At 72.4% G+C, this 22,067-nt stretch carries 18 protein-coding genes and 2 tRNA genes; 14 read left to right on the top strand and 6 right to left on the bottom strand.

What is annotated here, in order from left to right; genetic code table 11:
- Nucleotides 1-2: 2 nt before the first annotated feature.
- Nucleotides 3-596 (top strand): hypothetical protein, encoded by a 594-nt coding sequence (locus OG199_RS21990; protein ID WP_401807494.1) that lies wholly within the window; start codon nt 3-5, stop codon nt 594-596.
- Between the two features lie 249 nt (nt 597-845).
- Here OG199_RS21990 and OG199_RS21995 read toward each other — a convergent pair whose 3' ends face one another.
- The 3 genes from OG199_RS21995 to OG199_RS22005 form a co-directional block, all read right to left on the bottom strand.
- Nucleotides 846-1,811, bottom strand: coding sequence for a DUF5926 family protein (locus OG199_RS21995; RefSeq protein ID WP_356808767.1), 966 nt, complete (start codon nt 1,809-1,811; stop codon nt 846-848).
- Between the two features lie 112 nt (nt 1,812-1,923).
- A complete protein-coding gene (locus OG199_RS22000; protein WP_356808766.1) occupies nt 1,924-2,562 on the bottom strand; it encodes an ATP-binding protein in 639 nt (212 codons plus the stop codon).
- Nucleotides 2,563-2,678: 116 nt separating this feature from the next.
- The gene (locus OG199_RS22005; RefSeq protein WP_356808765.1) at nt 2,679-3,488 is read right to left on the bottom strand and encodes a glycerophosphodiester phosphodiesterase; all 810 of its coding nucleotides are present in this window, start codon (nt 3,486-3,488) and stop codon (nt 2,679-2,681) included.
- Between the two features lie 268 nt (nt 3,489-3,756).
- Here OG199_RS22005 and OG199_RS22010 point away from each other — a divergent pair, with 268 nt between their 5' ends.
- The 4 genes from OG199_RS22010 (at nt 3,757) to OG199_RS22025 (ending at nt 6,846) form a co-directional block, all read left to right on the top strand.
- Complete coding sequence (locus OG199_RS22010) at nt 3,757-5,268, top strand: trypsin-like peptidase domain-containing protein (RefSeq protein ID WP_356808764.1); 1,512 nt, start codon at nt 3,757-3,759, stop codon at nt 5,266-5,268.
- A 46-nt stretch (nt 5,269-5,314) separates the two neighbouring features.
- Nucleotides 5,315-5,401 (top strand) — tRNA-Ser (locus OG199_RS22015).
- 385 nt (nt 5,402-5,786) lie between these two features.
- Nucleotides 5,787-6,335, top strand: a complete 549-nt coding sequence (locus OG199_RS22020) for a hypothetical protein (protein WP_405830902.1) — start codon at nt 5,787-5,789, stop codon at nt 6,333-6,335.
- 385 nt (nt 6,336-6,720) lie between these two features.
- A complete protein-coding gene (locus OG199_RS22025; protein ID WP_401807499.1) occupies nt 6,721-6,846 on the top strand; it encodes a hypothetical protein in 126 nt (41 codons plus the stop codon).
- A gap of 211 nt (nt 6,847-7,057) precedes the next feature.
- Here OG199_RS22025 and OG199_RS22030 read toward each other — a convergent pair whose 3' ends face one another.
- Complete coding sequence (locus OG199_RS22030; protein WP_405830904.1) at nt 7,058-7,945, bottom strand: bifunctional DNA primase/polymerase; 888 nt, start codon at nt 7,943-7,945, stop codon at nt 7,058-7,060.
- 372 nt (nt 7,946-8,317) lie between these two features.
- Here OG199_RS22030 and OG199_RS22035 point away from each other — a divergent pair, with 372 nt between their 5' ends.
- The 8 genes from OG199_RS22035 to OG199_RS22070 all read left to right on the top strand — a co-directional run bounded on the left by OG199_RS22035 (nt 8,318) and on the right by OG199_RS22070 (nt 16,399).
- The gene (locus OG199_RS22035; RefSeq protein WP_401807502.1) at nt 8,318-8,623 is read left to right on the top strand and encodes a hypothetical protein; all 306 of its coding nucleotides are present in this window, start codon (nt 8,318-8,320) and stop codon (nt 8,621-8,623) included.
- Nucleotides 8,624-8,893: 270 nt separating this feature from the next.
- Nucleotides 8,894-10,057, top strand: a complete 1,164-nt coding sequence (locus OG199_RS22040; protein WP_405830905.1) for an acyl-CoA dehydrogenase family protein — start codon at nt 8,894-8,896, stop codon at nt 10,055-10,057.
- Nucleotides 10,054-10,971, top strand: a complete 918-nt coding sequence (locus OG199_RS22045; protein ID WP_401807506.1) for a bifunctional MaoC family dehydratase N-terminal/OB-fold nucleic acid binding domain-containing protein — start codon at nt 10,054-10,056, stop codon at nt 10,969-10,971. Before OG199_RS22040 ends, OG199_RS22045 begins: the two co-directional genes overlap by 4 nt.
- A 1-nt stretch (nt 10,972) precedes the next feature.
- Nucleotides 10,973-12,160: an acyl-CoA dehydrogenase family protein gene (locus OG199_RS22050; RefSeq protein ID WP_405830907.1), complete on the top strand. Its 1,188-nt coding sequence runs from the start codon at nt 10,973-10,975 to the stop codon at nt 12,158-12,160.
- Nucleotides 12,161-12,207: 47 nt separating this feature from the next.
- On the top strand, nt 12,208-12,633 hold the full coding sequence (locus tag OG199_RS22055) for a MaoC family dehydratase (protein WP_405834635.1): 426 nt from the start codon (nt 12,208-12,210) through the stop codon (nt 12,631-12,633).
- On the top strand, nt 12,630-13,820 hold the full coding sequence (locus OG199_RS22060) for a lipid-transfer protein (RefSeq protein ID WP_405830909.1): 1,191 nt from the start codon (nt 12,630-12,632) through the stop codon (nt 13,818-13,820). Before OG199_RS22055 ends, OG199_RS22060 begins: the two co-directional genes overlap by 4 nt.
- A gap of 207 nt (nt 13,821-14,027) precedes the next feature.
- A complete protein-coding gene (locus OG199_RS22065; protein ID WP_356809104.1) occupies nt 14,028-14,591 on the top strand; it encodes a SigE family RNA polymerase sigma factor in 564 nt (187 codons plus the stop codon).
- A gap of 164 nt (nt 14,592-14,755) precedes the next feature.
- Nucleotides 14,756-16,399, top strand: a complete 1,644-nt coding sequence (locus OG199_RS22070) for a long-chain fatty acid--CoA ligase (protein WP_401807670.1) — start codon at nt 14,756-14,758, stop codon at nt 16,397-16,399.
- 169 nt (nt 16,400-16,568) lie between these two features.
- Here OG199_RS22070 and OG199_RS22075 read toward each other — a convergent pair whose 3' ends face one another.
- Both OG199_RS22075 and OG199_RS22080 read right to left on the bottom strand, forming a co-directional pair.
- Nucleotides 16,569-20,858, bottom strand: a complete 4,290-nt coding sequence (locus OG199_RS22075) for a PAS domain-containing protein (protein WP_405830910.1) — start codon at nt 20,856-20,858, stop codon at nt 16,569-16,571.
- A 288-nt stretch (nt 20,859-21,146) separates the two neighbouring features.
- Nucleotides 21,147-21,761, bottom strand: a complete 615-nt coding sequence (locus tag OG199_RS22080; protein WP_405830912.1) for an SSI family serine proteinase inhibitor — start codon at nt 21,759-21,761, stop codon at nt 21,147-21,149.
- A gap of 169 nt (nt 21,762-21,930) precedes the next feature.
- Here OG199_RS22080 and OG199_RS22085 point away from each other — a divergent pair.
- Nucleotides 21,931-22,021: transfer RNA gene (locus tag OG199_RS22085), tRNA-Ser, on the top strand.
- The last annotated feature ends 46 nt before the right edge of the window (nt 22,022-22,067 follow it).

A 22,067-nucleotide genomic window follows, 5' to 3' on the forward strand; every position in this document is an offset into this window, starting at 1 on the left:
GTATGCAGCGTCATCTTGGCCGACACAGAGATTCCTTGCCGCTGCGCGGCGGGCCGGGCCCCCGAAGTGTTCGGCTGGGGGCGTTGACCGGTGTCGTGGCGTTCATCGTCGCTCTGCCGCTGACCGTGGCGTCCGCGGGGCCCGTCGGGGACGAGGGCCCCGCGGTCGTCGGTGCCTCCGGGCGCGTCGACGAGAAGGGGCGTCCTCCCGGCTCCGGGGGCCTGCGCGCGTCCTCGTCCCGGCTGCTGGGGCGGGACCTGGCCACCGCCGCCCGGTGCGGCCCCGCACTCTCCTCTCCGGACGGCATCGAGGCACAGACCTGCGTCCTGACCCGGGGGGCGGACACCTGGGCGCGCACGTACTACCGCAACGCGACCGGCGACGCGCTGAGCTCCGTGCTGAGCCTCATGGGGCCCGCCGGCCACAGCGTGCAGATGAGGTGCGTGGTGGACGCGGAGGACGATCCAGGAGCGTGCGAGACGCCCAGGGAGCGCACGGCGGGTGGGGCGGGGGCCTACACGGCGGTCGCGGAGTTCGCGAAGGGCGCCGGGGACGGGCCGCTGCTGCTGCGCTCCGGGAGCAGTACGGGTTCTTAGCAACTTGCCTCTGTGGCAAGGCCGTTGAGGCCGTACGAGATTCCGGACATGAAAAGACCCGGTTGCTGGCGACGGGGGATGCACCAGCAACCGGGCTACTCGAACGGTAACAAGAGATCGGCGGTTCGCAAATTCGATCTCGGCTATTCGGACACGGATTCCGCTGTCACAACCGGGAGTTGTGACAGGAGTCACCTGTGCTCAAGGGCCTGGACCAGCTGACCGGTCGGTCAGTGCCGCGACCGAGGATCAGCTCAGCGTGACCTGTCGGTTGGTGAGCCCGCCGCGTGCCCGGCGTTCGTCCCCGGTGAGCGGCGCGTCCGAGGCCAGGGCGGTCGCCAGGCGTTCGGCGAATTCGGCCGCCGGCTTCTCGATGTCGTCGGCCGTGACACCGCTCGGCAGGTCCCAGACCGGCACCGTGAGCCCGTGCGCGCGGAAGGAGCCGACCAGCCGGGTGCCCTCGCCGAGACTCGACCGGCCGGCCGCGTGCAGTCGCGCGAGCGCGTCCAGAAGCTGTTCCTCGGGGTGCGGCATGACCCAGCGCAGGTGGTTCTTGTCGGGGGTCTCGCACCAGTACGCGGCGTCGACGCCGGCGAGCTTCACGGTGGGGACGGCCGCGGCGTTGGCCCGCTCCAGGGAGGCGGCCACGTCCGGCGTCGAGTTCTCCGCGTCCGGGACCCAGAACTCGAAGCCCGTGTGCACAACTGGCTCGAAGGCGCCTTCGGGGTCGAGCAGTTCCTGCAGCCGCGGTCCGTCGGCCGGGGCGCGGCGGCCCGGGACCGGCGTGCCGGGCTCGGCCGTGAGGGCGCGCCGCAGGGTGTCGGCGAGGTCGCGGCTGATGTCGCCGGACGCCGTGTCGTTCTGCAGGCCGAGCAGGACCGAGCCGTCGTCGCGGCGCAGCGCGGGCCAGGCCATCGGCAGGACGGTGGCGAGCGTCACCGAGGGAACGTCCTCGGGGAGGCTCTCCTTGAGCTTCAGCTCGACGGTCGCGGCGGGGACCAGCTCACGCAGCGCGACCCAGTCGCCCTCGCTCGGCAGGCCCTCGAACGGGCGCTGCACCAGCTCGGTCACCGCGTGCGCGGCCGCCCGGCCGTGGCAGGCCTTGTAGCGGCGGCCGCTGCCGCAGGGGCAGGGTTCGCGAGCGCCGACAACCGGGATTTCCCCGTCTTGCAGCTGAGGCCGCTGGGCCTTCGTCTGGGGTCGCTTCTTGGCCATCGTGGGTGTCTCCCGATCACGGCTCGACTCGTACGGGCGCGAGCCTAGCCGTTCGCGCGACGGCCGAAGGGACCCTGTGGACAACGCACCGGGTCCTTCCGGAACCGGGTTTTCAGTCCAGGTCGTCGAAGGCGTCCGCGAAGTCCAGCTCGGGTATCGCGGACACAGCCGGTGACGCGACGCGCGTAGCGAAGTCGTCGCGACGGTGCCCGGTGGTCACGTCGGCGACGTCCTCCTGGACGACGACCCACACCGTGACCTCCCCGCGGGCGTCGTCGCGGACGCCCCAGTCCTTCGCCAGCGCCGTGATGATGTTCAGCCCGCGGCCGCCGTGTGCCGTGACCGAGGGGGTGGCCGGAACCGGGCGGGTGGGCCCGCCGCCGTCCGTCACCTCGACGGTGAGCCTTCCGGACGCGTCGACGCGCCACGCGGCCCGCACGTCGCCGTCGCCCGACAGGGCGTCGCCGAGCGGTCTGCCGTGCCGGCACGCGTTGCTCAGCAATTCGGAAAGGATCAGTACGGCGTCGTCGACGACCGATTCCGCCATTCCGCCCGTGCGCAGCTGATCCCTCATCCGACGCCTGGCCTTGCCCACGCCCGCAGGGCCATGGGGAACGGCCATGCTCGACGACGTGGGCACTTCCCGTGCCACCACCAACGCCACCCCCGAGACCTCCTTTGCCCCACGCCACGGTGTGGATGCCCCACTGAACTGGACCGGAAACCGGCCAATCCAGGTCTGCTGACGCACTCGTAACGATCGAATACGGAACGAACGCGCCGGTGCACTCCCTGTCACCGTGTGGCTGGATTTCGACGGCCGTCCCGGGGTTCGACCGGTGGCCTCCGAGGGGGGAGCGCGCCAGGTCAGCGGCCGAGCTGGTGCAGGACCGCGCGCGGCCGGTTGGTGATGATGGCGTCAATGCCCAGCTCAACGCAGAGGTCGACGTCCTCGGGCTCGTTCACGGTCCAGACGTGCACCTGGTGCCCGGCTCGTTTCAGCCGTTCGATGTAGCCGGGGTGGCTGCGTACGATCCGCATCGAAGGGCCTGCGATCCGGACACCCGCGGGAAGCCGTCCGTCGCGCAGCCGGGGCGAGATGAACTGCAGCAGATAGACCGTCGGCATGGTCGGGGACGCGGCCCGGACGCGGTGCAGGGAGCGGGCCGAGAAGCTCATGACGCGGACGGGCGAGGTCGTGGCGCTCTGCGGGGAGTCCAGCCCGAAACGCTTCAGGAGCAGCAGCAGCCGGTCCTCGACCTGCCCGGCCCAGCGTGTGGGGTGCTTGGTCTCGATGGCCAGCTCCACGCGGCGGCCCGCGTCCGCGACGAGTTCGAGCAGCCGCTCCAGGGTGAGGACGGACGTGTCCTCCGGGTCCCCGGGGCCGTACTCCCAGTCGGGGGACTCGTCGCGGTTCCTCCAGGCGCCGAAGTCCAGCGCTGCCAGGTCGGCGAGTTCCAGGGCGGAGACCGCCCCGCGGCCGTTGGACGTACGGTTGACGCGACGGTCGTGGACGCAGACGAGGTGTCCGTCCGCGGTCAGCCGTACATCGCACTCGAGGGCGTCGGCACCGTCCTCGATCGCCTTCTTGTAAGCGGCCAGGGTGTGCTCGGGGGCCTCTTCGGAGGCCCCGCGATGGGCGACGACCTGGATCGGGTGCTGTCGTGCGTGGGTCACCGCGTCATGGTGCCACCGCTGCGGGGCGACCGTCGGGTCGGATACGCCACAAATGAAACCATTGCGCCAGAAAAGACCTATGTAAAGAATGGACCTGGACCCACAGCCACCGCTTATGGTGCTCTGACGTCCTGTGGGAAAAGCTGACGGCGTACAAAAAGCACATGCACGACCAGCACAGCTGCATCGCGCCGGACCCGTCGACAAGCGTGAGCGAGCGTGACCGAGTGCGACCGAGAACAACAGCCGTGGATCGAGGAGAAGAGCTGTGAGCACCGAGAACGAGGGCACCGCAGTACCCCCGGCCCCGTCCGCACCTCCCGTGCCGGTGGAAACTCCCGCTGCTTCCGCGCAGAACGTTGCGCCCGAAGGGGGCGCGCCGACCGCTCAGATCCCGTCGGTGCCTCCGGGCGCCCCCGGCGCACCGGGGCAGGCACCGGCGTACGCGTCGACGAGCGCCGGGGCGCCCGACCCGTACGGGCACGGCTCGGGGACTCCCGGGGCGCCGGGCTACGGTTCCGGGGCGCCCGGGGCCGTTCCCGCGGCCGAGGCGGGCTGGCCGCCTCCGCCGCCCGCGACCCCGGCGTACGCGGACGGTGGCGGCTCGGGCGGCGGCGGGTGGGGTTCCACCTACGGGCAGCCCGCGCCGAAGCCGAAGAACGGACGTGGCGGCCTGGTCGCCGCCATCCTGGTGGCCGCGCTCGTCGCGGGCGGAGTCGGCGGTGGCATCGGCTACTCCCTGGCCAGGGGCAACGACAGTTCCACCGGCTCGACGACGGTCTCCGCCCCGAGCAACAGCGGCGACGTCAAGCGCGCCTCGGGCACGGTCGCGGGCGTGGCGGCCAAGGCGCTGCCGAGCACCGTCACCATCGAGGCCGAGAGCACCAACGGCGAGGGCGGCACCGGCACGGGCTTCGTCTTCGACAAGCAGGGCCACATCCTCACCAACAACCACGTCGTGGCGGACGCGGTCGACGGCGGCAAGCTCACCGCGACCTTCCCCGACGGCAAGAAGTACGACGCCGAGGTGGTCGGCCACGCGCAGGGTTACGACGTCGCGGTCATCAAGCTCAAGAACGCGCCGTCCGATCTCCAGCCGCTCGCCCTCGGCAACTCCGACAAGGTGGCCGTCGGCGACTCGACGATCGCGATCGGTGCCCCCTTCGGCCTGTCCAACACGGTGACCACGGGCATCATCAGCGCCAAGAACCGCCCGGTGGCCTCCAGCGACGGCAGCTCGAGCAGCAAGGCCTCGTACATGAGCGCCCTGCAGACGGACGCCTCGATCAACCCGGGCAACTCCGGTGGCCCGCTCCTGGACGCCCAGGGCTCCGTCATCGGTATCAACTCCGCGATCCAGTCGACGAGCGGCGGCGGCCTGGGCGGCACCAGTCAGTCCGGTTCCATCGGTCTCGGCTTCGCGATCCCGATCAACCAGGCGAAGAACGTCGCCCAGCAGCTCATCAAGACCGGCAAGCCGGTCTACCCGGTGATCGGCGCGTCCGTCTCCCTCGAAGAGGGCACCAGCGGCGCGAAGATCACCGAACAGGGCGCGAGCGGTTCCGCGGCGGTGACCTCCGGCGGCCCCGCCGACAAGGCCGGCCTCAGGCCGGGTGACGTCATCACCAAGCTCGACGACCAGGTGATCGACAGCGGCCCGACCCTCATCGGCGAGATCTGGACCCACCGGCCCGGCGACACCGTCAAGCTCACCTTCACGCGCGACGGGAAGACCCGCACCACCGAGGTCACCCTGGGCCAGCGCGACGGCGACAGCTGACCGGTTAGTCTTGTCCCCGCGCCACCGACAATCGTGGGCGGCGCGGGGTGGGTTGCCCGAGCGGCCTAAGGGAACGGTCTTGAAAACCGTCGTGGCAGCGATGTCACCGTGGGTTCAAATCCCACACCCACCGCGCAGGTCGAAGTCTTGAAGGTCGGAAGGGGCGCTCCCGGTGACGGGGGCGCCCCTTCCGCGTGCAGCCCGCAGCCCGCCGCGCGACCTGACCACCTGTCGCCGCCTCCGCCCGTCCGGCACCGACCCTTCGAACGGCCTGACAGGCGAACTGACGCAGCGTCACGAAAATTTGAGGCCGATCACTTTATCGCCTGGCACCCAAGGGCGCCATCGGTGTGAGCCGCATGTCGTAGACATGCCAGCATCTGGCCTAACACCGCAGGCCGAACCGTTATCGCATGCAGTTCGCACGGAAAGCGTGATGAGGCTGGATGCGGCTCAACGTTTGCATCCTCGAACCAATCGGACAGTTCCCTCGCCTATGCGGGGAGAGAGGACGCAATATGTCCCCGAAGCTCAAGGTGACGCGCAACGGGCGCCAGGACGAGGGCACCGCCTCGCGTCACCCCCGCCTGGGTGCGAGGGCGGCGGCCCTGATCGTGCTCGGCACCGGGGTGGTAGGTCTCTGGTCGGCGCCCATGGCGCAGGCCGCAGGTCATGAATCGCACAGGACCTTCCACTCGAGCGTCACCTTCAACGTCCCCCGGGACGTCGCGGAGGCCGACGCCGCCGAAGACCTGGCGGACTACAAGGACGCGGCGGGCATCGATTCCGCCGACTACCTGGCGGACTACAAGGATGCCGCGGGCGTCGACGGCGCCGAGGACCTGGCGGACTACAAGGATGCCGCGGAGGCGGATGCCGCCGAAGACCTGGCATACCTCAAGGGTGGTGCGGACTTCTACGGTGGCCGCGACCTGTGGGACTACCTCGACGACGGCGGGTTGCACATCACCGTCAACGTCAACAACAACAATAACAACAACAACAATGGCGGCAACGCCAATAACAACAACAATAACGGCGGTGGCACCAACACCAACAACAACTGATTTCACGATCCGGGTGGGTGGGAAAGCCATTCGCCGAGGCCCGCTCAGTTGCGGGTCGGCTGATCCCCCGCGGCGCACTTCCGTGGGCCGTTCGTGGGCCATCCGTGGGCCAGGACACCGGTCGAGGTCGATCGGATCGGCGTGCGGGCAGGTCGCACACGCAGGTTCATCTGCCACACCCACCGCGGATGAACGGCCCCTGACCGGGTGAGTCGGTCGGGGGCCGTTCTCACGTGTTGGCAGGTGAGCCCGGTAAGGCCGGCGCAGGTCGCTGAAAGGAGCTCGGACATCCGCGCTTTGCCGCTGTATTGCAGCTTGCTTCCGGCCCCGTCGCTGCCCGGCCCAGACGGTGCAGCCGGGACCGCTGAGAGGGTGGACGCACACGTTGTGCTTCGCCGCCCGTGTCGAGGGCACCCTGCGTCGCTCCGCCTGGGTGTACGGCGCCTTCGTCGACGTCGTCGTCCTCGGCCTCCTCGACGGGGAACGGACACCGCCCGCCGGACCCGCGTGACCGGAACGAAGAGGCCGTCCCGGGTCAGGGCCGGAGACCGAAGCCCCGCGCCGTTTCCTCCCTGGGGACGGTGAGCGGCGCGGGAGCCGTGTTCTCGTCCGGAAGGTCCCGACGCAGGCCACGGCGGGCGGCGTCCCGACGGGGCCCAAGGCAGGGTGAGGCGGGTCCGTGCCATGACGGCACCCCGGGAAACCGTGATCCGCGGTGCGCCTCAGTCCGGCGACGGACCGGGTTGCCGGGACGACATGCGGGACGCCGACGCGATCGTCGAGTGGGCCTCGCGTGCGGTGAGGCCGGTATGGACGGCGGCCTCGACGAGGGCGGGGGTCAGGTCGGGTCCGATGCCGTTCTCGTAGGCGCGGCAAGCGGCCCAGAACAGACGGGTGTTGCGCTGGCCCGCGTGGGCGGCGAGCACGAACTGGATCAGCCCCTGGCCCTGATGGCCGGTTGCGGGAGGCGTGCGGTGGCGCGTACGGGGTGGGGGCGTGAGCAGGCGCAGGAGTTCACCCGGGCAGGGCGCGGGCGCGAGGTGGGCGGTGCCGGGAGCCGTGCCGTACACGCCGTGTTCGGTGCGTGAGCCGGGGCCGACCAGGTAGCCGCCGGCGCCGCGGATGTCGATGCCGGGGGCCAGCCGGCTGGCCGAGTTGGGGACGACCACGTCCGGTGGCCCGGTCAGCCAGAGGTGGCGGCCCCCGCTCGGGGTCACGACGACGACGGTGTCGGGGATGGTGAACAGGTGGCGCAGGGCCAGTTCGCGCAGGGCGGTGGAGGAGTCCGTACCGGCCTTGGTGTCGAGGTCGATGCCGATGAGGTGGTGCGGGTCGAGGCCGCAGGCGATGCCGTAGCCGGTGGACCAGGGGGCGGCGGCGAAGAGCGCGCGGATACGTCGGGGGTCGGTGGAGGCGTCGTACACGCCGTGCCCGAAGCGCCCGCACTCGCCGTGGCAGGGCGGGGTCGTCTGATCGGGGTCGGCGCGGTGGGGTGAGCGCAGGGCCGGGAGCTTCGTACGGGACAGCGGGATCACCGCGAGGCCGCGCTCGGCGGCGGACAGGGCATGGGCCAGGGCCAGGGTCGTGGCCTGCCGGTCGATGGTGGCCATGCCTCTATGTTCGTACGAGTGTTCGAAAAATGGAAGAGTGCGCCAGGCGCGGGAGCGTGACGTGGGGGCTTCGGGCGGTTTGGGCGGGCATGTGGCGAAACGCTTCAGCCCTTGCGGTGCCTGGTTTTCCGCTGCCCGATCCGTGCTGAGCCGCGGCTTTACTGTCGCGAAGCGGGTTTATCGACTTGTCCTCACGCTTGAGGGGGAATCGCGGCTTCCGGGGTGGTTCGCCGGGGATTCGGTGGGCAACTCTGGACTCGCGACGTCGTGAACAGCGTCGGGGCGGTCGGCCGGCCACCTCGGAGCAAGCCGTATCCCACGTACCACCCGGCCCACCGCCGGTCCGTACATCCGGTTCATGGAGGAACTCACATGGCAAGCATCCGTACCGCCCGCGTTCTCGCCGCCGTCTCGGCCCTGCCCCTCGCCGCCGCCCTGTTCACGGGTGTCGCGACGGCGGACAACGGCGCGATCTCGGACAACGGATCGAACGCGGGGGTGGCAACCGTCAGCGGCAGCGGGGTCGGACGCGACAACAGCGGCAACTCCTCGACCACGCAACAGCAGGCGGTGGGCTCAGGCGCCTCGAACCAGAGCAATACCGCGCAGGTGAACCACTCCGCGTTCACAGCCGTCAATCAGTCGACCACCGTCGTCCACTTCACCAAGCTCTGGTGAGTGCCGGCCGATGAGCCCTGGTCGAGCTCATCGGTCCCGCCTCCCTGACGGGGGTGTGCTTCCTGGGGTCGTAACGCGTCTGCGCGACGGTGCTTCGGTGCCGTCGTGCAGACGTTTCGGTGTGTCCGCGCACGTCCACCACCTCCCGGGCGGCCCCCGGACGGCGTCCGCCGGCGGTACGCCCGCCCCTTGCGCCGACCTTGACAGCACACGGAAGCTGACGGACAGTCAGAAACCCCTGTCCGTACGAGGTCCGGGAGGGCCGCCGCCGTGCATCTCGCCCCCACCGAGCGCCAGCGACGGCTGCGCGCCGAGCTGCGCACGTACTTCCGGGACCTGATGCCCGACGGGCCCCCGCCCGCCCACGATCCCGGCCGGCAGCGCGCGCTGCTGCGCCGCATCGGAGCCGACGGACTGCTCGGAATCGGCTGGCCGACCGCGTACGGGGGACAAGGGCGCGGCGCGGACGAGCAGTTCGTGTTCTTCGACGAGGCGTACCGGGCCGGTGCGCCGGTGTCGATGGTCACGCTGAACACCGTCGGTCCGACGCTCATCAAGTACGGCAGCGAGGAGCAGAAGCAGTACTTCCTGCCACGCATCCTGAGCGGTGACCTCGTTTTCGCGATCGGCTACTCGGAGCCCTCGGCCGGCACGGACCTGGCCGCGCTGCGCACGCGCGCGCGACGGGACGGCACGGACTTCCTGGTCCACGGGCAGAAGATCTTCACCTCCAACGCCCAGCACGCCGACTGGATCTGGCTCGCCTGCCGCACCGACCCCGACGCTCCCCGCCACCGGGGCATCTCCATCCTCCTCGTGTCCACGGACGCCCCCGGGTTCTCCTGGACGCCGATCGAGACGGTCGGCGGCCTGACCACCACGGCCACGTATTACGACGGCATCCGTGTCCCCGCCTCCCGTCTCGTCGGCGAGGAGAACCGCGGCTGGCAGCTGATCACCAACCAGCTCAACCACGAGCGCGTCGCCCTCGCCGCGATCGGCATGCAGGCGGAGGACTTCTACACGGCCGCGCTGGCAGCGGCGCGCACACCCGATCCGGTGACAGGCAGGCGCCGGGTCGACGAGCCCTGGGTGCGTTCGGGGCTGGCCGAGGCGCATGCGCGGCTGGCGGCGTCGCGCCTGCTCAACTGGCGTCTGGTGGCGGATGTGGGGGCCGGCCGGTTGGCGCCGGGCGACGCCGCCGGCGTGAAGGTCGCGGGAACGGAATCGGCGGTCGAGACGTATCGCATATGTCAGCACATCGTGGGTGCCGACGCGCTGGTGCGTTCCGGTTCGCCAGGGGTGTTCGGGGACGGCGAGCTGGAGCGGATGAACAGGGCGGCGCAGATCAACACGTTCGGGGGCGGGGTGAGCGAGGTGCAGCAGGAGATCGTGGCCACCATGCGGCTGGGGATGGCGAGGGGGCGGCGGTGAGCGCCGGACCGGCCGGGTGGACGGCGCGGCTGAAGGCGTACGAGGGACGGGCGGCTGCCGTCGCGGGCGTCGGCAAGGACCCGGTCAACGAGCCGATGATCCGGCACTGGTGCGAGGCGATGGACGACACCAGTCCGGCGTACGAGGGTCCCGGCGCCGTCGCACCGCCCACGATGCTCCAGGTGTGGACCATGGGCGGCCTCTCCGGGCAGCGGAGCCGCTCGGGCGCGTTCGAGGAGCTGCTCGGGCTGCTCGACGACGCCGGGTGCACCTCGGTGGTCGCCACCGACTGCGAGCAGGAGTACCTGCGGCCGCTGCGCCCCGGGGACGAGATCACCTACGACGCGGTCATCGAATCGGTCTCCGAGCACAAGACGACCCGGCTCGGCAGCGGGCACTTCGTCACGACCCGGACGGAGGTGCGGTCGGCCGGCGAGCTCGTGGGGACACACCGCTTCCGGATCCTCAAGTACGCCCCGGCGGCGGGCAGGACGAAGAGCGCCAGGCCACGGCCGGTCGTCAACCGGGACAACGCCGGGTTCTGGGAGGGCGTGGGCCGGCACCAGCTGCTGATCCAGCGGTGCGCCGGCTGCGGGACGCTGCGCCTTCCCTGGCTGCCGGGGTGCGCTGCCTGCGGCGCCCCGGAGTGGGACACCGTGGGGGCGAGCGGTGAGGGGACCGTCTACTCGTACGTCGTCATGCACCACCCGCCCTTCCCGGCCTTCGATCCGCCCTACGCGGTCGGTCTGATCGAGCTGTCCGAGGGCGTGCGGATCGTGAGCAACGTGATCGGGGTGCCGTACGACGAGGTGCGGATCGGGATGCCGGTGCGGCTGGAGTTCGAGCGGTACGACGAGGAGCTGGTCCTCCCGGTCTTCCGGGCCGGGGACGGCATCGAGGGAGGCGGGCGCTGACATGGACTTCACGCCCACGGAGGAGCAGGCGGCGGCTCGCGATCTGGCCGCCCGGATCTTCGCGGACCTCGCCACGCACGAGCGGCTGTCCGCCGCCGGGACCGGCAGTGACGCCGAGCTGTGGAAGACGCTGTGCGCGGCCGGGCTGATGGCCGCCGTGGCGGAGACCGGGCTCCTCGGTCTGGTGCTCCTGCTGGAGGAACAGGGGCGGACCACCGCCCAGGTGCCGTTCGCGGCGAGCTGTGTGTACGGCCTGCTGGCGGTGGCGGCACACGGTACGCCGGAGCAGCGGGAGCGGCTGCTGCCCGGGATCGCGGACGGGACGGTGGTGGTGTGCGGCGCGGTTTCCCCGCCGTCACCGGTCCGCGCCACGGCTTCGGGGCGGTTGAGCGGTGTCGCCCCGTCGGTGCCGTGGCTGCGGGACGCCACGCATGTGCTCGTCGCCGACGACCGGCGTCGGCTGTGGCTGGTGCGGACCGCCGACGCGCGGTGCGAGCCGGTCGAGCTGACGGCGCCCTGGTCGGCGGGGCGGCTCACCCTCGACGGCACGCCGGGCGAGCGGCTGGGCGGAGCGGCGGGCGGCGAGAGGGGCGGAGGGACGGATGGAGAAGCCGCGCGCGGGCGGGACGACGACGCCTCCGCGGCCGTGTCCCACGTCCCCGTGTCCGACGTCCCCGTGCCCGCCGCCTCCGTGGCTGCGCCCGACGCCTTCGCGGCCGGGGACGCCGGGGATGTCCACGCGGACGTGCTCGCCACCGCCCGGACCGCCTTCGCCGGGTTGCAGGCCGGAGTGTGCGCGGGTTCGCTGGCACGCGCGGTGGAGCACACCGGCACCCGCGAGCAGTTCGGGCGCCCGCTCGCCACCAACCAGGCGGTGCAACTCAGGGCGGCCGACGCCTACATGGACACCGAGGCGATCCGGGTGACGGCGTACGAGGCGGCCTGGCGGCGTGACGAGGGGCTGCCCTATGCGACGCACGCCCTGACGGCCGCCTGGTGGGCGTCCGAGGCGGGGCGACGGGTCGTGCACACGGGCCAGCATCTGCACGGCGGGACCGGGGCGGATCTGGAGCACCCCGTGCACCGGCACTTCCTGTGGGGCCGGCAGCTGGACGCCTACCTGGGCTGTGGCGACGAAGTGCTGCAGGAGCTGGGAGAGTTGCTCGTGCGCGAGGAGGGAGGGGCATGACGGCCGACAAGGATGCGCCGAGGACGGAGCGCGCCGGCGGTCCGCCGATGACGAAGCCCGGTGACGAACTGTTGACGGCCAGGCCCGGTGACGAGCTGCCGCCGCTGGAGATCGAGGTCACGCGCACGCTGATCGTGGCCGGCGCCATCGCCTCGCGGGACTACCAGGACGTCCACCACGACCCGGAGCTGGCACGGCGGAAGGGGTCCCCCGACATCTTCATGAACATCCTGACCACCAACGGCCTGGTCGGCAGGTACATCACGGACCACTTCGGGCCGCACGCCGTCCTGCGCAAGGTCGCCATACGGCTCGGAGCGCCCAACTACCCGGGCGACACGATGGTGTTGACCGGCACGGTCGAGGAGGTCTCGGGCACCACGGCGACGGTCCGGGTCGTCGGGGCGAACGGCATCGGCAGACACGTGACCGCGACGGTGACGGTCACCCTCCCGGCCGGGGGAGCGGCATGAGCGTGCGGGCGAGGGACCGCCTCGGCGGACGGGCCGCGATCGTCGGGATCGGGGCCACCGAGTTCTCCAAGGACTCCGGGCGCAGTGAGCTGCGGCTCGCCGTGGAAGCGGTGCGGGCGGCGCTCGACGACGCGGGCCTGACGCCGGGGGACGTGGACGGGATGGTGACGTTCACGATGGACACCAGCCCGGAGATCACCGTCGCCCAGGCGGCCGGGATCGGCGAGCTGTCCTTCTTCTCGCGCGTCCACTACGGGGGCGGCGCGGCCTGTGCGACCGTCCAGCAGGCGGCGCTTGCGGTGGCGGCGGGCGTGGCCGAGGTGGTGGTCTGCTACCGGGCGTTCAACGAACGGTCGGGACGGAGGTTCGGCGCCGGGGTGCGGCAGCGGGAGCCGTCGGCCGAGGGGGTGGCGCTCGGCTGGGCCCTCCCGTTCGGGCTGCTCACCCCCGCCTCCTGGGTGGCCATGGCCGCCCAGCGCTATCTGCACACGTACGGGCTGACGCCCGAGGCCTTCGGCCCGGTCGCGGTGGTGGACCGGAAGTACGCGGCGACGAACCCGGCGGCGTACTTCCACGACAGACCGATCACCCTCGCCGAGCACGCCGCCTCGCGGTGGATCGTGGAGCCGCTGAGACTGCTGGACTGCTGCCAGGAGACGGACGGTGGTCAGGCGCTGGTGGTCACCTCGGTGGAGCGGGCCCGGGACCTGCCGCGCCCTCCCGCGGTGATCACGGCGGCCGCCCAGGGCGCCGGCCGGGCACAGGAGCAGATGACGAGCTTCTACCGGGACGATCTGACCGGGCTGCCGGAGATGGGAGTGGTGGCGCGGCAGCTGTGGCGGAGCTCGGGGCTGACCCCCGCGGACATCGACGTGGCGATTCTGTACGACCACTTCACGCCGTTCGTGCTGATGCAGCTGGAGGAGTTCGGGTTCTGCGGACCGGGGGAGGCCACGGACTTCGTGGCCGCGGAGAGCCTGCCGCTGAACACCCACGGGGGGCAGCTCGGGGAGGCGTACCTGCACGGGATGAACGGGGTGGCGGAAGCGGTCCGGCAGCTGCGCGGCACGTCCGTGAACCAGGTACGCGGTGCCCGCCGCACCCTGGTCACCGCGGGTACCGGGGTCCCCACCTCGGGGCTGATCCTGGGGACGGACGGGGGAGAACAGGCGCCCGGGGTCTCGTGAGGACACTCCGGAGGCCCCCGTGGCAGCCGCCGTACCGCCGCCGTAGCACCGCCGTACGGGTCTCTCAGGGGTGGACCCTCAGGGTGTGGGCGCCGCTCCTCCACCCTCAGGAGGTGGAGCGGGCCCCCCTCCTACAACCTGAGGGGGACATCGCTTCGGGACCTGCGGCCGATCCGAAGGAGTAGGGGTCACTCCTAGCGTGGAGCCATGACCACACCCGTCTGCACCAGCGGTGCGAACGTCGCGACGCGGACCTTCCCGTACCCGTCGTATCCGTCCTACCCGTCGTTCGCGTCGTACATGAAGGCGCGTCAGCCGGTGCTGCTGCGCACCGCCCGGTCGCTGACCCCCAACGCGAGCGACGCGGAGGACCTGCTGCAGACCGCGCTGACCAAGACGTATGTCGCGTGGGAGCGGATCGAGGACCACCGGGCGCTCGACGGTTACGTGCGGCGGGCGCTGCTGAACACCCGGACGTCGCAGTGGCGCAAGCGCAAGGTCGACGAGTTCGTGTGCGACGAGCTGCCGGAGCCCGAGGGGGTGCCGGCCGGGGACCCCGCCGAGCAGCAGGCGCTGCGTGACGCGATGTGGCGCGCGATCATGAAGCTGCCGGCGCGGCAGCGGGCCATGGTCGTCCTGCGGTACTACGAGGACCTGAGCGAGGCGCAGACGGCGGAGGTGCTCGGCGTCTCCGTCGGGACGGTGAAGTCGGCCGTGTCACGGGCGCTGGGCAAGCTGCGTGAGGATCCCGAGCTGGAGCCCGTGCGCTGACACCGGACCGGTGTTCGGTGATCCCCTCCGTGGCCGTTCGACCCCTGTGAGCTGATCGATCACCCGGAACTAGTGACATACCGCGCGGTATGTGCGCAGAATCAGCGCAACCCTTAACACCGCGTAGGCAATGTCGCCCCCGGGAGGACGCCGTGCTGAGCACGATGCAGGACGTACCGCTGCTGATCTCGAGGATCCTGACCCACGGGTCGGCCATCCACGGCACATCACAGGTGATCACCTGGACGGGTGAGGGAGAGCCGCAGCGCCGTTCCTACGCCGAGATCGGCGTCCGTGCGGCCCAGCTGGCGCACGCGCTGCGCGAGGACCTCGGCGTCGCGGACGACGACCGGGTCGCGACCCTCATGTGGAACAACGCCGAGCACGTCGAGGCGTACTTCGCGATCCCCTCCATGGGCGCGGTCCTGCACACCCTCAACCTCCGCCTCCCCGCCGAGCAGTTGGTGTTCATCGTCGGACACGCCGCCGACCGCGTGATCATCGCCAACGGTTCCCTGCTGCCCCTGCTCGCACCCCTGCTCCCCCATCTGCCGACGGTGGAGCACGTCGTCGTGTCGGGTCCCGGCGACCGTGCGCTGCTCGCCGGAGCGAGCGTGCGGGTGCACGAGTACGAGGAGCTCATCGCGGGGAAGCCGGCCGCGTACGACTGGCCCGAGCTGGACGAACGCGCCGCCGCGGCCATGTGCTACACCTCCGGCACGACCGGCGACCCCAAGGGCGTCGTCTACTCCCACCGCTCGATCTACCTGCACTCGATGCAGGTCAACATGGCCCAGTCGATGGGCCTCACCGACCAGGACACCTCGCTCGTCGTGGTCCCGCAGTTCCACGTCAACGCCTGGGGGCTGCCGCACGCCACGTTCATGTCCGGCGTGAACCTCCTCATGCCGGATCGTTTCCTCCAGCCCGCGCCGCTCGCCGAGATGATCGAGGCCGAGCGGCCGACGCACGCCGCGGCCGTCCCCACCATCTGGCAGGGACTGCTCGGCGAACTGCACGCCAGGCCCCGGGACGTCTCCTCCCTCACCCAGGTCACGATCGGCGGCTCGGCCTGTCCGCCCTCGCTCATGGAGGCCTTCGACAAGCTGGGGATGCGGGTCTGCCACGCCTGGGGCATGACGGAGACGTCCCCGCTGGGCACCATCGCCCGGCCGCCGGCCAGTGTCGTGGGCACCGCGGAGGAGTTCGCCTACCGCCTCACCCAGGGCCGTTTCCCGGCCGGTGTCGAGGCCCGTCTCACCGGCCCCGGCGGTGAACGGCTCCCCTGGGACGGCGAGTCCGCGGGCGAGCTGGAGGTGCGCGGTCCGTGGATCGCCGGCGCGTACTACGGCGGCCAGGGCACCGAACCCCTCCGGCCCGCCGACAAGTTCAGCGAGGACGGCTGGCTCAAGACCGGTGACGTCGGCACCATCAGCCAGGACGGCTTCCTGACCCTCACCGACCGCGCCAAGGACGTCATCAAGTCGGGCGGCGAGTGGATCTCCTCGGTCGACCTGGAGAACGCGCTGATGTCCCACCCGGACGTCGCCGAGGCCGCCGTCGTCGCCGTCCCCGACGACAGGTGGGGCGAGCGCCCCCTCGCCACCGTCGTCCTCAAGGAGGGCTCCACCGCCGACTTCGCGACGCTGCGCGCGTTCCTCGCCACCGAGGCCAGGATCGCCAAGTGGCAGCTCCCCGAGCGCTGGACGATCATCGGGGCGGTCCCCAAGACGAGCGTCGGCAAGTTCGACAAGAAGGTGCTGCGCAGGCAGTACGCCGAGGGTGCGCTGGACGTGACCAGGCTCTGACCCCCCCCCCTCGCCGGGCGGGTGACTCCACGGCTCCCCGCCCGGCGTACGCGCAGGTCGGCTCCGCACGGACGCCGGGGCGCCGTACCCGCGCAGGGCCTCCGTACGCGTACGGAGGCCCTCTACGGACGCCCGAGCCCGGCGCGCGCGACCAGGCCTGGCGCGCGGGTCAGTTGGTGCCGATCCGTGCCAGCAGGTCGACGATCCGGTCCTGCACCTCGGCGCTGGTCGAACGCTCGGCGAGGAACAGCACCGTCTCCCCCGCGGCGAGCCGCGGCAGTTCGGCCTGGTCGACGGCGGCGGTGTAGACGACGAGCGGGGTGCGGTTCAACTGTCCGTTCGCCCGCAGCCAGTCGACGATTCCGGCACGCCGGCGCCGTACCTGCATCAGATCCATCACGACCAGGTTCGGCCGCAGTTGCGAGGCCAGCGTCACCGCGTCCTCGTCCGTGGACGCCCGCGCGACCTGCATGCCGCGCCGCTCCAGGGTCGAGGTCAGCGCCAGCGCGATCTCCGCGTGCTCCTCGATGAGCAGGACGCGCGGCGGGTGCTGCTCGGAGTCCCGGGGCGCCAGCGCCTTCAGGAGCACGGCGGGATCGGCGCCGTACGCCGCCTCGCGCGTCGCCTGCCCGAGCCCCGCCGTCACCAGCACCGGCACCTCGGCGGCGACGGCGGCCTGGCGCAGCGACTGGAGTGCCGTGCGGGTGATCGGACCGGTCAGCGGGTCGACGAAGAGCGCGGCCGGGAACGCGGCGATCTGCGCGTCGACCTCCTCGCGCGAGTGCACGATGACGGGCCGGTACCCGCGGTCGCTCAGCGCCTGCTGGGTCGTCACGTCCGGAGCGGGCCACACGAGCAGCCGGCGCGGGTTGTCCAGCGGCTCGGGGGGCAGCTCGTCGTCCACCGGCCGCGGGTGCGGCTGGTCGGCGACCTCGACCGCGCCGCCGGGACCGTCCAGCGGTTCGGGGCCCTCGTCGGCGTTCTTGTCCGGGGCTCCTATGGCGTACGAACGTCCCGCGCCGTCGGTGGCGCCGGGCAGCCGGGCCCCGGGGGCCTGACCGGCCGTCGGGTGCGCACGGGCCGCGGCCTCCGGGCGCTCGACGACGGGCTCCGGAGGCGTACCGAGCTTGCGGCGGCGGCCGGAGCCGTTCGTCTGGTGCGGGGGAGGCGTGGCGGACTGCGCCTGCGCCGGTGCCTGCGATCCGTTCGCGGCGGCCTGGCGGGCGAACGGGACGCCCTGCCCGAGCGTCCGCACGCTGATCGCCCGGCCCTGCGTCGAGTTGGGGTCGACGGGCGCGGCGGCCTCGGCGGGCAGTGGCTGGGCGATCCGTGCCTGCGCCTGCGGCTGGGGTCGCGGCGGGGCCTGGGGCTGGGGCTGCGCGGGCAGTTCGGGTGGCAGAGGGGTGCCCTGGGCGGGACTCTCCGGCCGGAGCTGCGGCTGGGCGGCGGCCCCGGGAGGCACGGGGGCCGCGGGGGCGCCCGGCTGCGGCGGGGTGGGGGTCCCGGCACCGGAGGTGTCCCCGGTGTTCGGGGCCGGCCAGGCCTGGGGCGCCATGGCCGCGGCGGGGCCGGCCTGCGCGGGGCGGGCCTGTCCGGGGAGGCCCGGCATGGGGGGCGCCTGCGCCGGGACGCCGCCCTGCGCGGGTGCCCCCGCCGGTCCGGGCCGGCCGCCACCGGGCGGGACGGCACCCTGCTGGACCGGCGCCGACTGGACCTGGGGCGACGGGATCGCGCCCGACGGGATCGCGCCCGACGGGATCGCGCCCGGCGGGACCGTGCCCGGCGGGACCGTGCCCGGCTGGGCCGGAGCCGGTGCCTGCTGCGCACGGCGCCGACCCGACGGCGCGGAAACGGGGTGCGGCTGGGGCGGGGTGTGCTCGTCGGCCGAGCCGGCGGACATCACGTCGTGGCGGCCTTCGCCGCCGTGGGCGTGCCCGGCGCCGAGGGCGTCGCCGCTCTGCTCCAGGAGCCGCTGCTGGGCGAGTTGGGCCTGCTGCGCCTGCTGGGCCTGGATGTACTCGGGTGAACGGTCCGCGTCCGCGGGCGGGAGCGCGAACACGGGTCGGGCGCCGGTCTCCTGGGCGGCCGCGGCGCGTTCGGCCGCAGCGGCCAGCGCGCGCCGGCGCCGCCCGCCGGCCTGCGGACCGGAACCCTCGGCAGTCCCGCCGGCCTCGCGGAGCCCCTGGTCACCCGATGCGCCGGGTGCACTCGTGGCGACCTGCGCGCCCGGAGTGTTCGGGGCGCCGGCGGTCACGGGCAGCGCGGGCGGCAGCGCGTGCTGTTCGCCGTCGCGCCGGGCACGCCGCCCGGACGACCCGGACGGCCCGGGCACTCCCTGCGGAGGCACCGTCCCGCCCAGCCCCGTACCCACGGCAGCGGTCCCCGCCCCGTGCTCGCCCGCCATGACGACCGCGCCCTCGGAGACGGCCTCGGTCCCGCCGTCACCCGTGTCCTCGACGGCACTCGGCCGCCCGCGCCGGCGGCCGGTACCACCGGAACCGTCGTCACCGGAGAGCTCGACGCCCGACCCCTGCGCGGGCACGGACACCTCGACGGCGTCCTGTTCGCCGGCCGCGCGCCGGCGGCGCCGTCCGGTGGGAGCGACCGCGCCGCTGTCGGGCGCCACCGGCTCCGCGGCGGCGACCTCGCTCTCCAGGAAGGCGTCCACGGAGGACCGCCGGGCCCGCCGCCTGCCACCGCCCTGGTGCGAGGCCTGCTCGGGCAGCGCGACCTCGGCGCCGGTGGAGACCGGGGCCTCGATCTGCGGCATGGCCGTGACGGGGGGCACGACCGCCCCCGCGCCGGTGCCGATCGGCACCTCCAGCACGAACGCGCTGCCGCTCATGCCGGGCACCTCGTGCGTCTGCAGCACGCCGCCGTGCGCGCGCACGATCCCGCGCACGATCGGCTCGTGCACCGGGTCTCCCCCGGCGTACGGCCCGCGCACCTCGATCCGTACGACCTCGCCGCGCTGCGCCGCCGCGACCACGACGGTGTTGTCCATGTAGCCGCCCGCGGACACCGGCGTGTTGCCGGTCGCGTCGACGCCCGCGACGTCCGCGACGAGATGCGCGAGGGCCCTCGCCAGCAGCCCGGCGTCGACCTGGGCCTCGATGGGCGGAGCGTGCACGGCGAACTGCACGCGCCCGGGCCCGATCAGTTCGACGGCGCCGTCGACACCGGCCGCGACGACCGCGTCGAGCATGACGTTCGTTCGGACGATCTGTTCGGCGCCGGAGTCGAGCCGCTGGTAGCCGAGCACGTTGTCGACCAGCGTCGTGATCCGCGAGTAGCCGGCGGCGAGGTGGTGCAGGACCTGGTTGGCCTCGGGCCACAGCTGACCGGCGTCGTCGGCGGCGAGCTTCGACAGTTCGCCGCGCAGCTGGTCGAGGGGCCCGCGCAGGGACTGCCCGAGCACGGCGAGCAACTGGTCGTGCCGGGCGGCCAGTGCCTCGTAGCGGTCCTTCTCGCGCTCGCCGAGCGCCGCGTACCGTTCGTCGCCCGCGGCGAGTTCCTCCTCGTGGCGCTCGCGCACCTCGGCCAGTTCGGCCGCGTGCTGTTCGCGCAGCGCGTCGAGTTCCCCGGCGTGCTCCTCACCGATCCGCGCGAGCTCCTCGGCGTGCCGGGTGGCCTCGGTGTCCTTCTCCTCGACGAGGGTGTCGTACGGCCGGCGGTCGGTGAAGGTCATCACGGCGCCGACGAGCTGGTCCCCGTCCCGGACCGGAGCGGTCGTGAGGTCGACCGGGACCTTGGCCCCGGACTTGGACCACAGCACCTGCCCGCGCACCCGGTGCTTGCGCCCGGAGCGCAGGGTGTCGGCGAGCGGGGACTCCTCGTACGCGAAGGCCTCACCGTCGGCGCGCGAGTGCAGGATGAGGGAGTGCAGGTCCTGCCCGCCGAGGTCGCTGGCCCGGTATCCGAGTATCTGGGCGGCCGCCGGGTTGACCAGAACGACCCGCCCCTCGGTGTCCGTCCCGACGACGCCCTCGGCCGCGGCCCGCAGGATCATCTCGGTCTGGCGCTGTGAACGCGCGAGTTCGGCCTCGGTGTCGACGGTGCCCGACAGATCGCGTACGACGAGCATCAGCAGTTCGTCGGCGGTGTAGCCGTGACTGTCGTAGGCCTGCTGGCCGTCCTCCAGGTTCGCGCTGGTCACCTCGACCGGGAACTCGCTCCCGTCGGTCCGCCGCGCGACCATCCGGGTGGGCTTCGTCCGCCCGCGCTCGTCGATGGTGTCGGGCCTGCGCATGGACCCGGGGATCAGCCGCGAGTCGAACTGCGGAAGCAGATCGAGCAGGCCCCGTCCCACCAGAGCGGTGCCCGGGGCCTCGAAGGCCTCCAGGGCGATGGTGTTGGCGTTGACGACGGTCCCATTGGCGTTGACCAGCACCAACGCGTCGGGCAGCGCGTCCAGTATGGCTGCGAGGCGAGCAGCGCCTCGGGATGGCCTGCTGCTCACGAGACGCTTCCTCCCTGTTACCGCACCTTGCCGACCGCGAGGGCCATCTTGCCAACCTGCCCGCAGCGTGTCACGCGAGGGAGTCTACGGGCAGAGGTTCCGCTCGCGGTGCCGGATGAGAGGGAGGTCGCACGCAGAACCGACGCAGATGAGACGTGGAACCTGTGACGGTGCATTTCGCCCTCCCCCGAACCATGATCCGGCTGTGCCCTCCGCCGGGCTCCGGTGCGGTCCGGCAGTGGCGATCCGCGCCCCCGCACGCCGGTGTCCGGCAGCGGCACCGCGCCCCTACGCGCCGGTGTCCGGCAGCAGCGGGACCAGGGCGTCCCAGCGGGCGATCTGGCATCCGTCGGCGCGGTCGAACCGGGCGTCGACGGGCCGGCCGGCCCAGGTCCCGGTCACGTGGGCGGTGGCCGGTCCCCCGAAGACCATCGTGCAGATCGTGCCGGGTGCGACGGGGGCGAAGGGGTCCTTCCCCCAGGTCGTATGCCGGTCGAGCGTCTCGCACGCCTGTTCCGGGGCGGGGTGGCTGCCGCCGGCCGGATGACACCGCAGTTCGTACGTTCTGTCGCCGGTGCCTGTCAGGTGGCTGACGGTGACGGTCAGCCGGTCCGCGGAGTCGTCCGCGCGGACCGGCGGGGGCATCAGGACGGCGGGGGCGAGTCCCGTGCGGGGTGTTTGCGGGCGCGTGGCCTCCATGTGCCGGCCTTCTCCCGGCGCGGCGTCCGCGTGTGCGGCGGCGGGCACGGCGGACAGCCCGGCGGAGACGGACACGGCGGTGGCCGCGGTGACGAACGCGAGCCGTGGGGAGAGGGGAAGCCGGGAGGGGAGAGGGAGCCGGGAGAAGAGAGGGGGCCGGCGGAAGAGAGGGGGCCGGGGGATGGTGACGGAAGGACGCGACATGACCTGACTAACGCCCCGCGCCCCACGCGGTTGCGCGACGCCCCGAGGGCCTGGGGGGCTTTGCTCTGCGGCCCGCCTGCCTAGTACCGTAGGAGCCGATTGGTGACAGCCCACCCGGCTGTGTCATCATCTGCAACGCACCAACCGCGCTCGCGCGGGCGGTAGTGCTGGAGGCGTCGCCTAGTCCGGTCTATGGCGCCGCACTGCTAATGCGGTTTGGGCCTTAAAGCCCATCGAGGGTTCAAATCCCTCCGCCTCCGCAGCAAGATCCGAAGCCCCGGTCCCTCTGGACCGGGGCTTCGGCGT

Source organism: Streptomyces sp. NBC_01176, assembly GCF_045039825.1.
Taxonomy (GTDB): Bacteria; Actinomycetota; Actinomycetes; order Streptomycetales; family Streptomycetaceae; genus Streptomyces.

Excerpts from the sequence above, each read along its gene's own strand:
- OG199_RS21995 (WP_356808767.1), bottom strand. The coding sequence starts at position 1,811 with ATGGCCAAGAAGCGACCCCAGACGAAGGCCCAGCGGCCTCAGCTGCAA.
- OG199_RS22055 (WP_405834635.1), top strand. The coding sequence starts at position 12,208 with ATGACGAAGCCCGGTGACGAACTGTTGACGGCCAGGCCCGGTGACGAG.
- OG199_RS22060 (WP_405830909.1), top strand. The coding sequence starts at position 12,630 with ATGAGCGTGCGGGCGAGGGACCGCCTCGGCGGACGGGCCGCGATCGTC.
- OG199_RS22065 (WP_356809104.1), top strand. The coding sequence starts at position 14,028 with ATGACCACACCCGTCTGCACCAGCGGTGCGAACGTCGCGACGCGGACC.
- OG199_RS22070 (WP_401807670.1), top strand. The coding sequence starts at position 14,756 with ATGCAGGACGTACCGCTGCTGATCTCGAGGATCCTGACCCACGGGTCG.
- OG199_RS22035 (WP_401807502.1), top strand. The coding sequence starts at position 8,318 with ATGGCAAGCATCCGTACCGCCCGCGTTCTCGCCGCCGTCTCGGCCCTG.
- OG199_RS22050 (WP_405830907.1), top strand. The coding sequence starts at position 10,973 with ATGGACTTCACGCCCACGGAGGAGCAGGCGGCGGCTCGCGATCTGGCC.
- OG199_RS22080 (WP_405830912.1), bottom strand. The coding sequence starts at position 21,761 with ATGTCGCGTCCTTCCGTCACCATCCCCCGGCCCCCTCTCTTCCGCCGG.
- OG199_RS22030 (WP_405830904.1), bottom strand. The coding sequence starts at position 7,945 with ATGGCCACCATCGACCGGCAGGCCACGACCCTGGCCCTGGCCCATGCC.
- OG199_RS21990 (WP_401807494.1), top strand. The coding sequence starts at position 3 with ATGCAGCGTCATCTTGGCCGACACAGAGATTCCTTGCCGCTGCGCGGC.
- OG199_RS22020 (WP_405830902.1), top strand. The coding sequence starts at position 5,787 with ATGTCCCCGAAGCTCAAGGTGACGCGCAACGGGCGCCAGGACGAGGGC.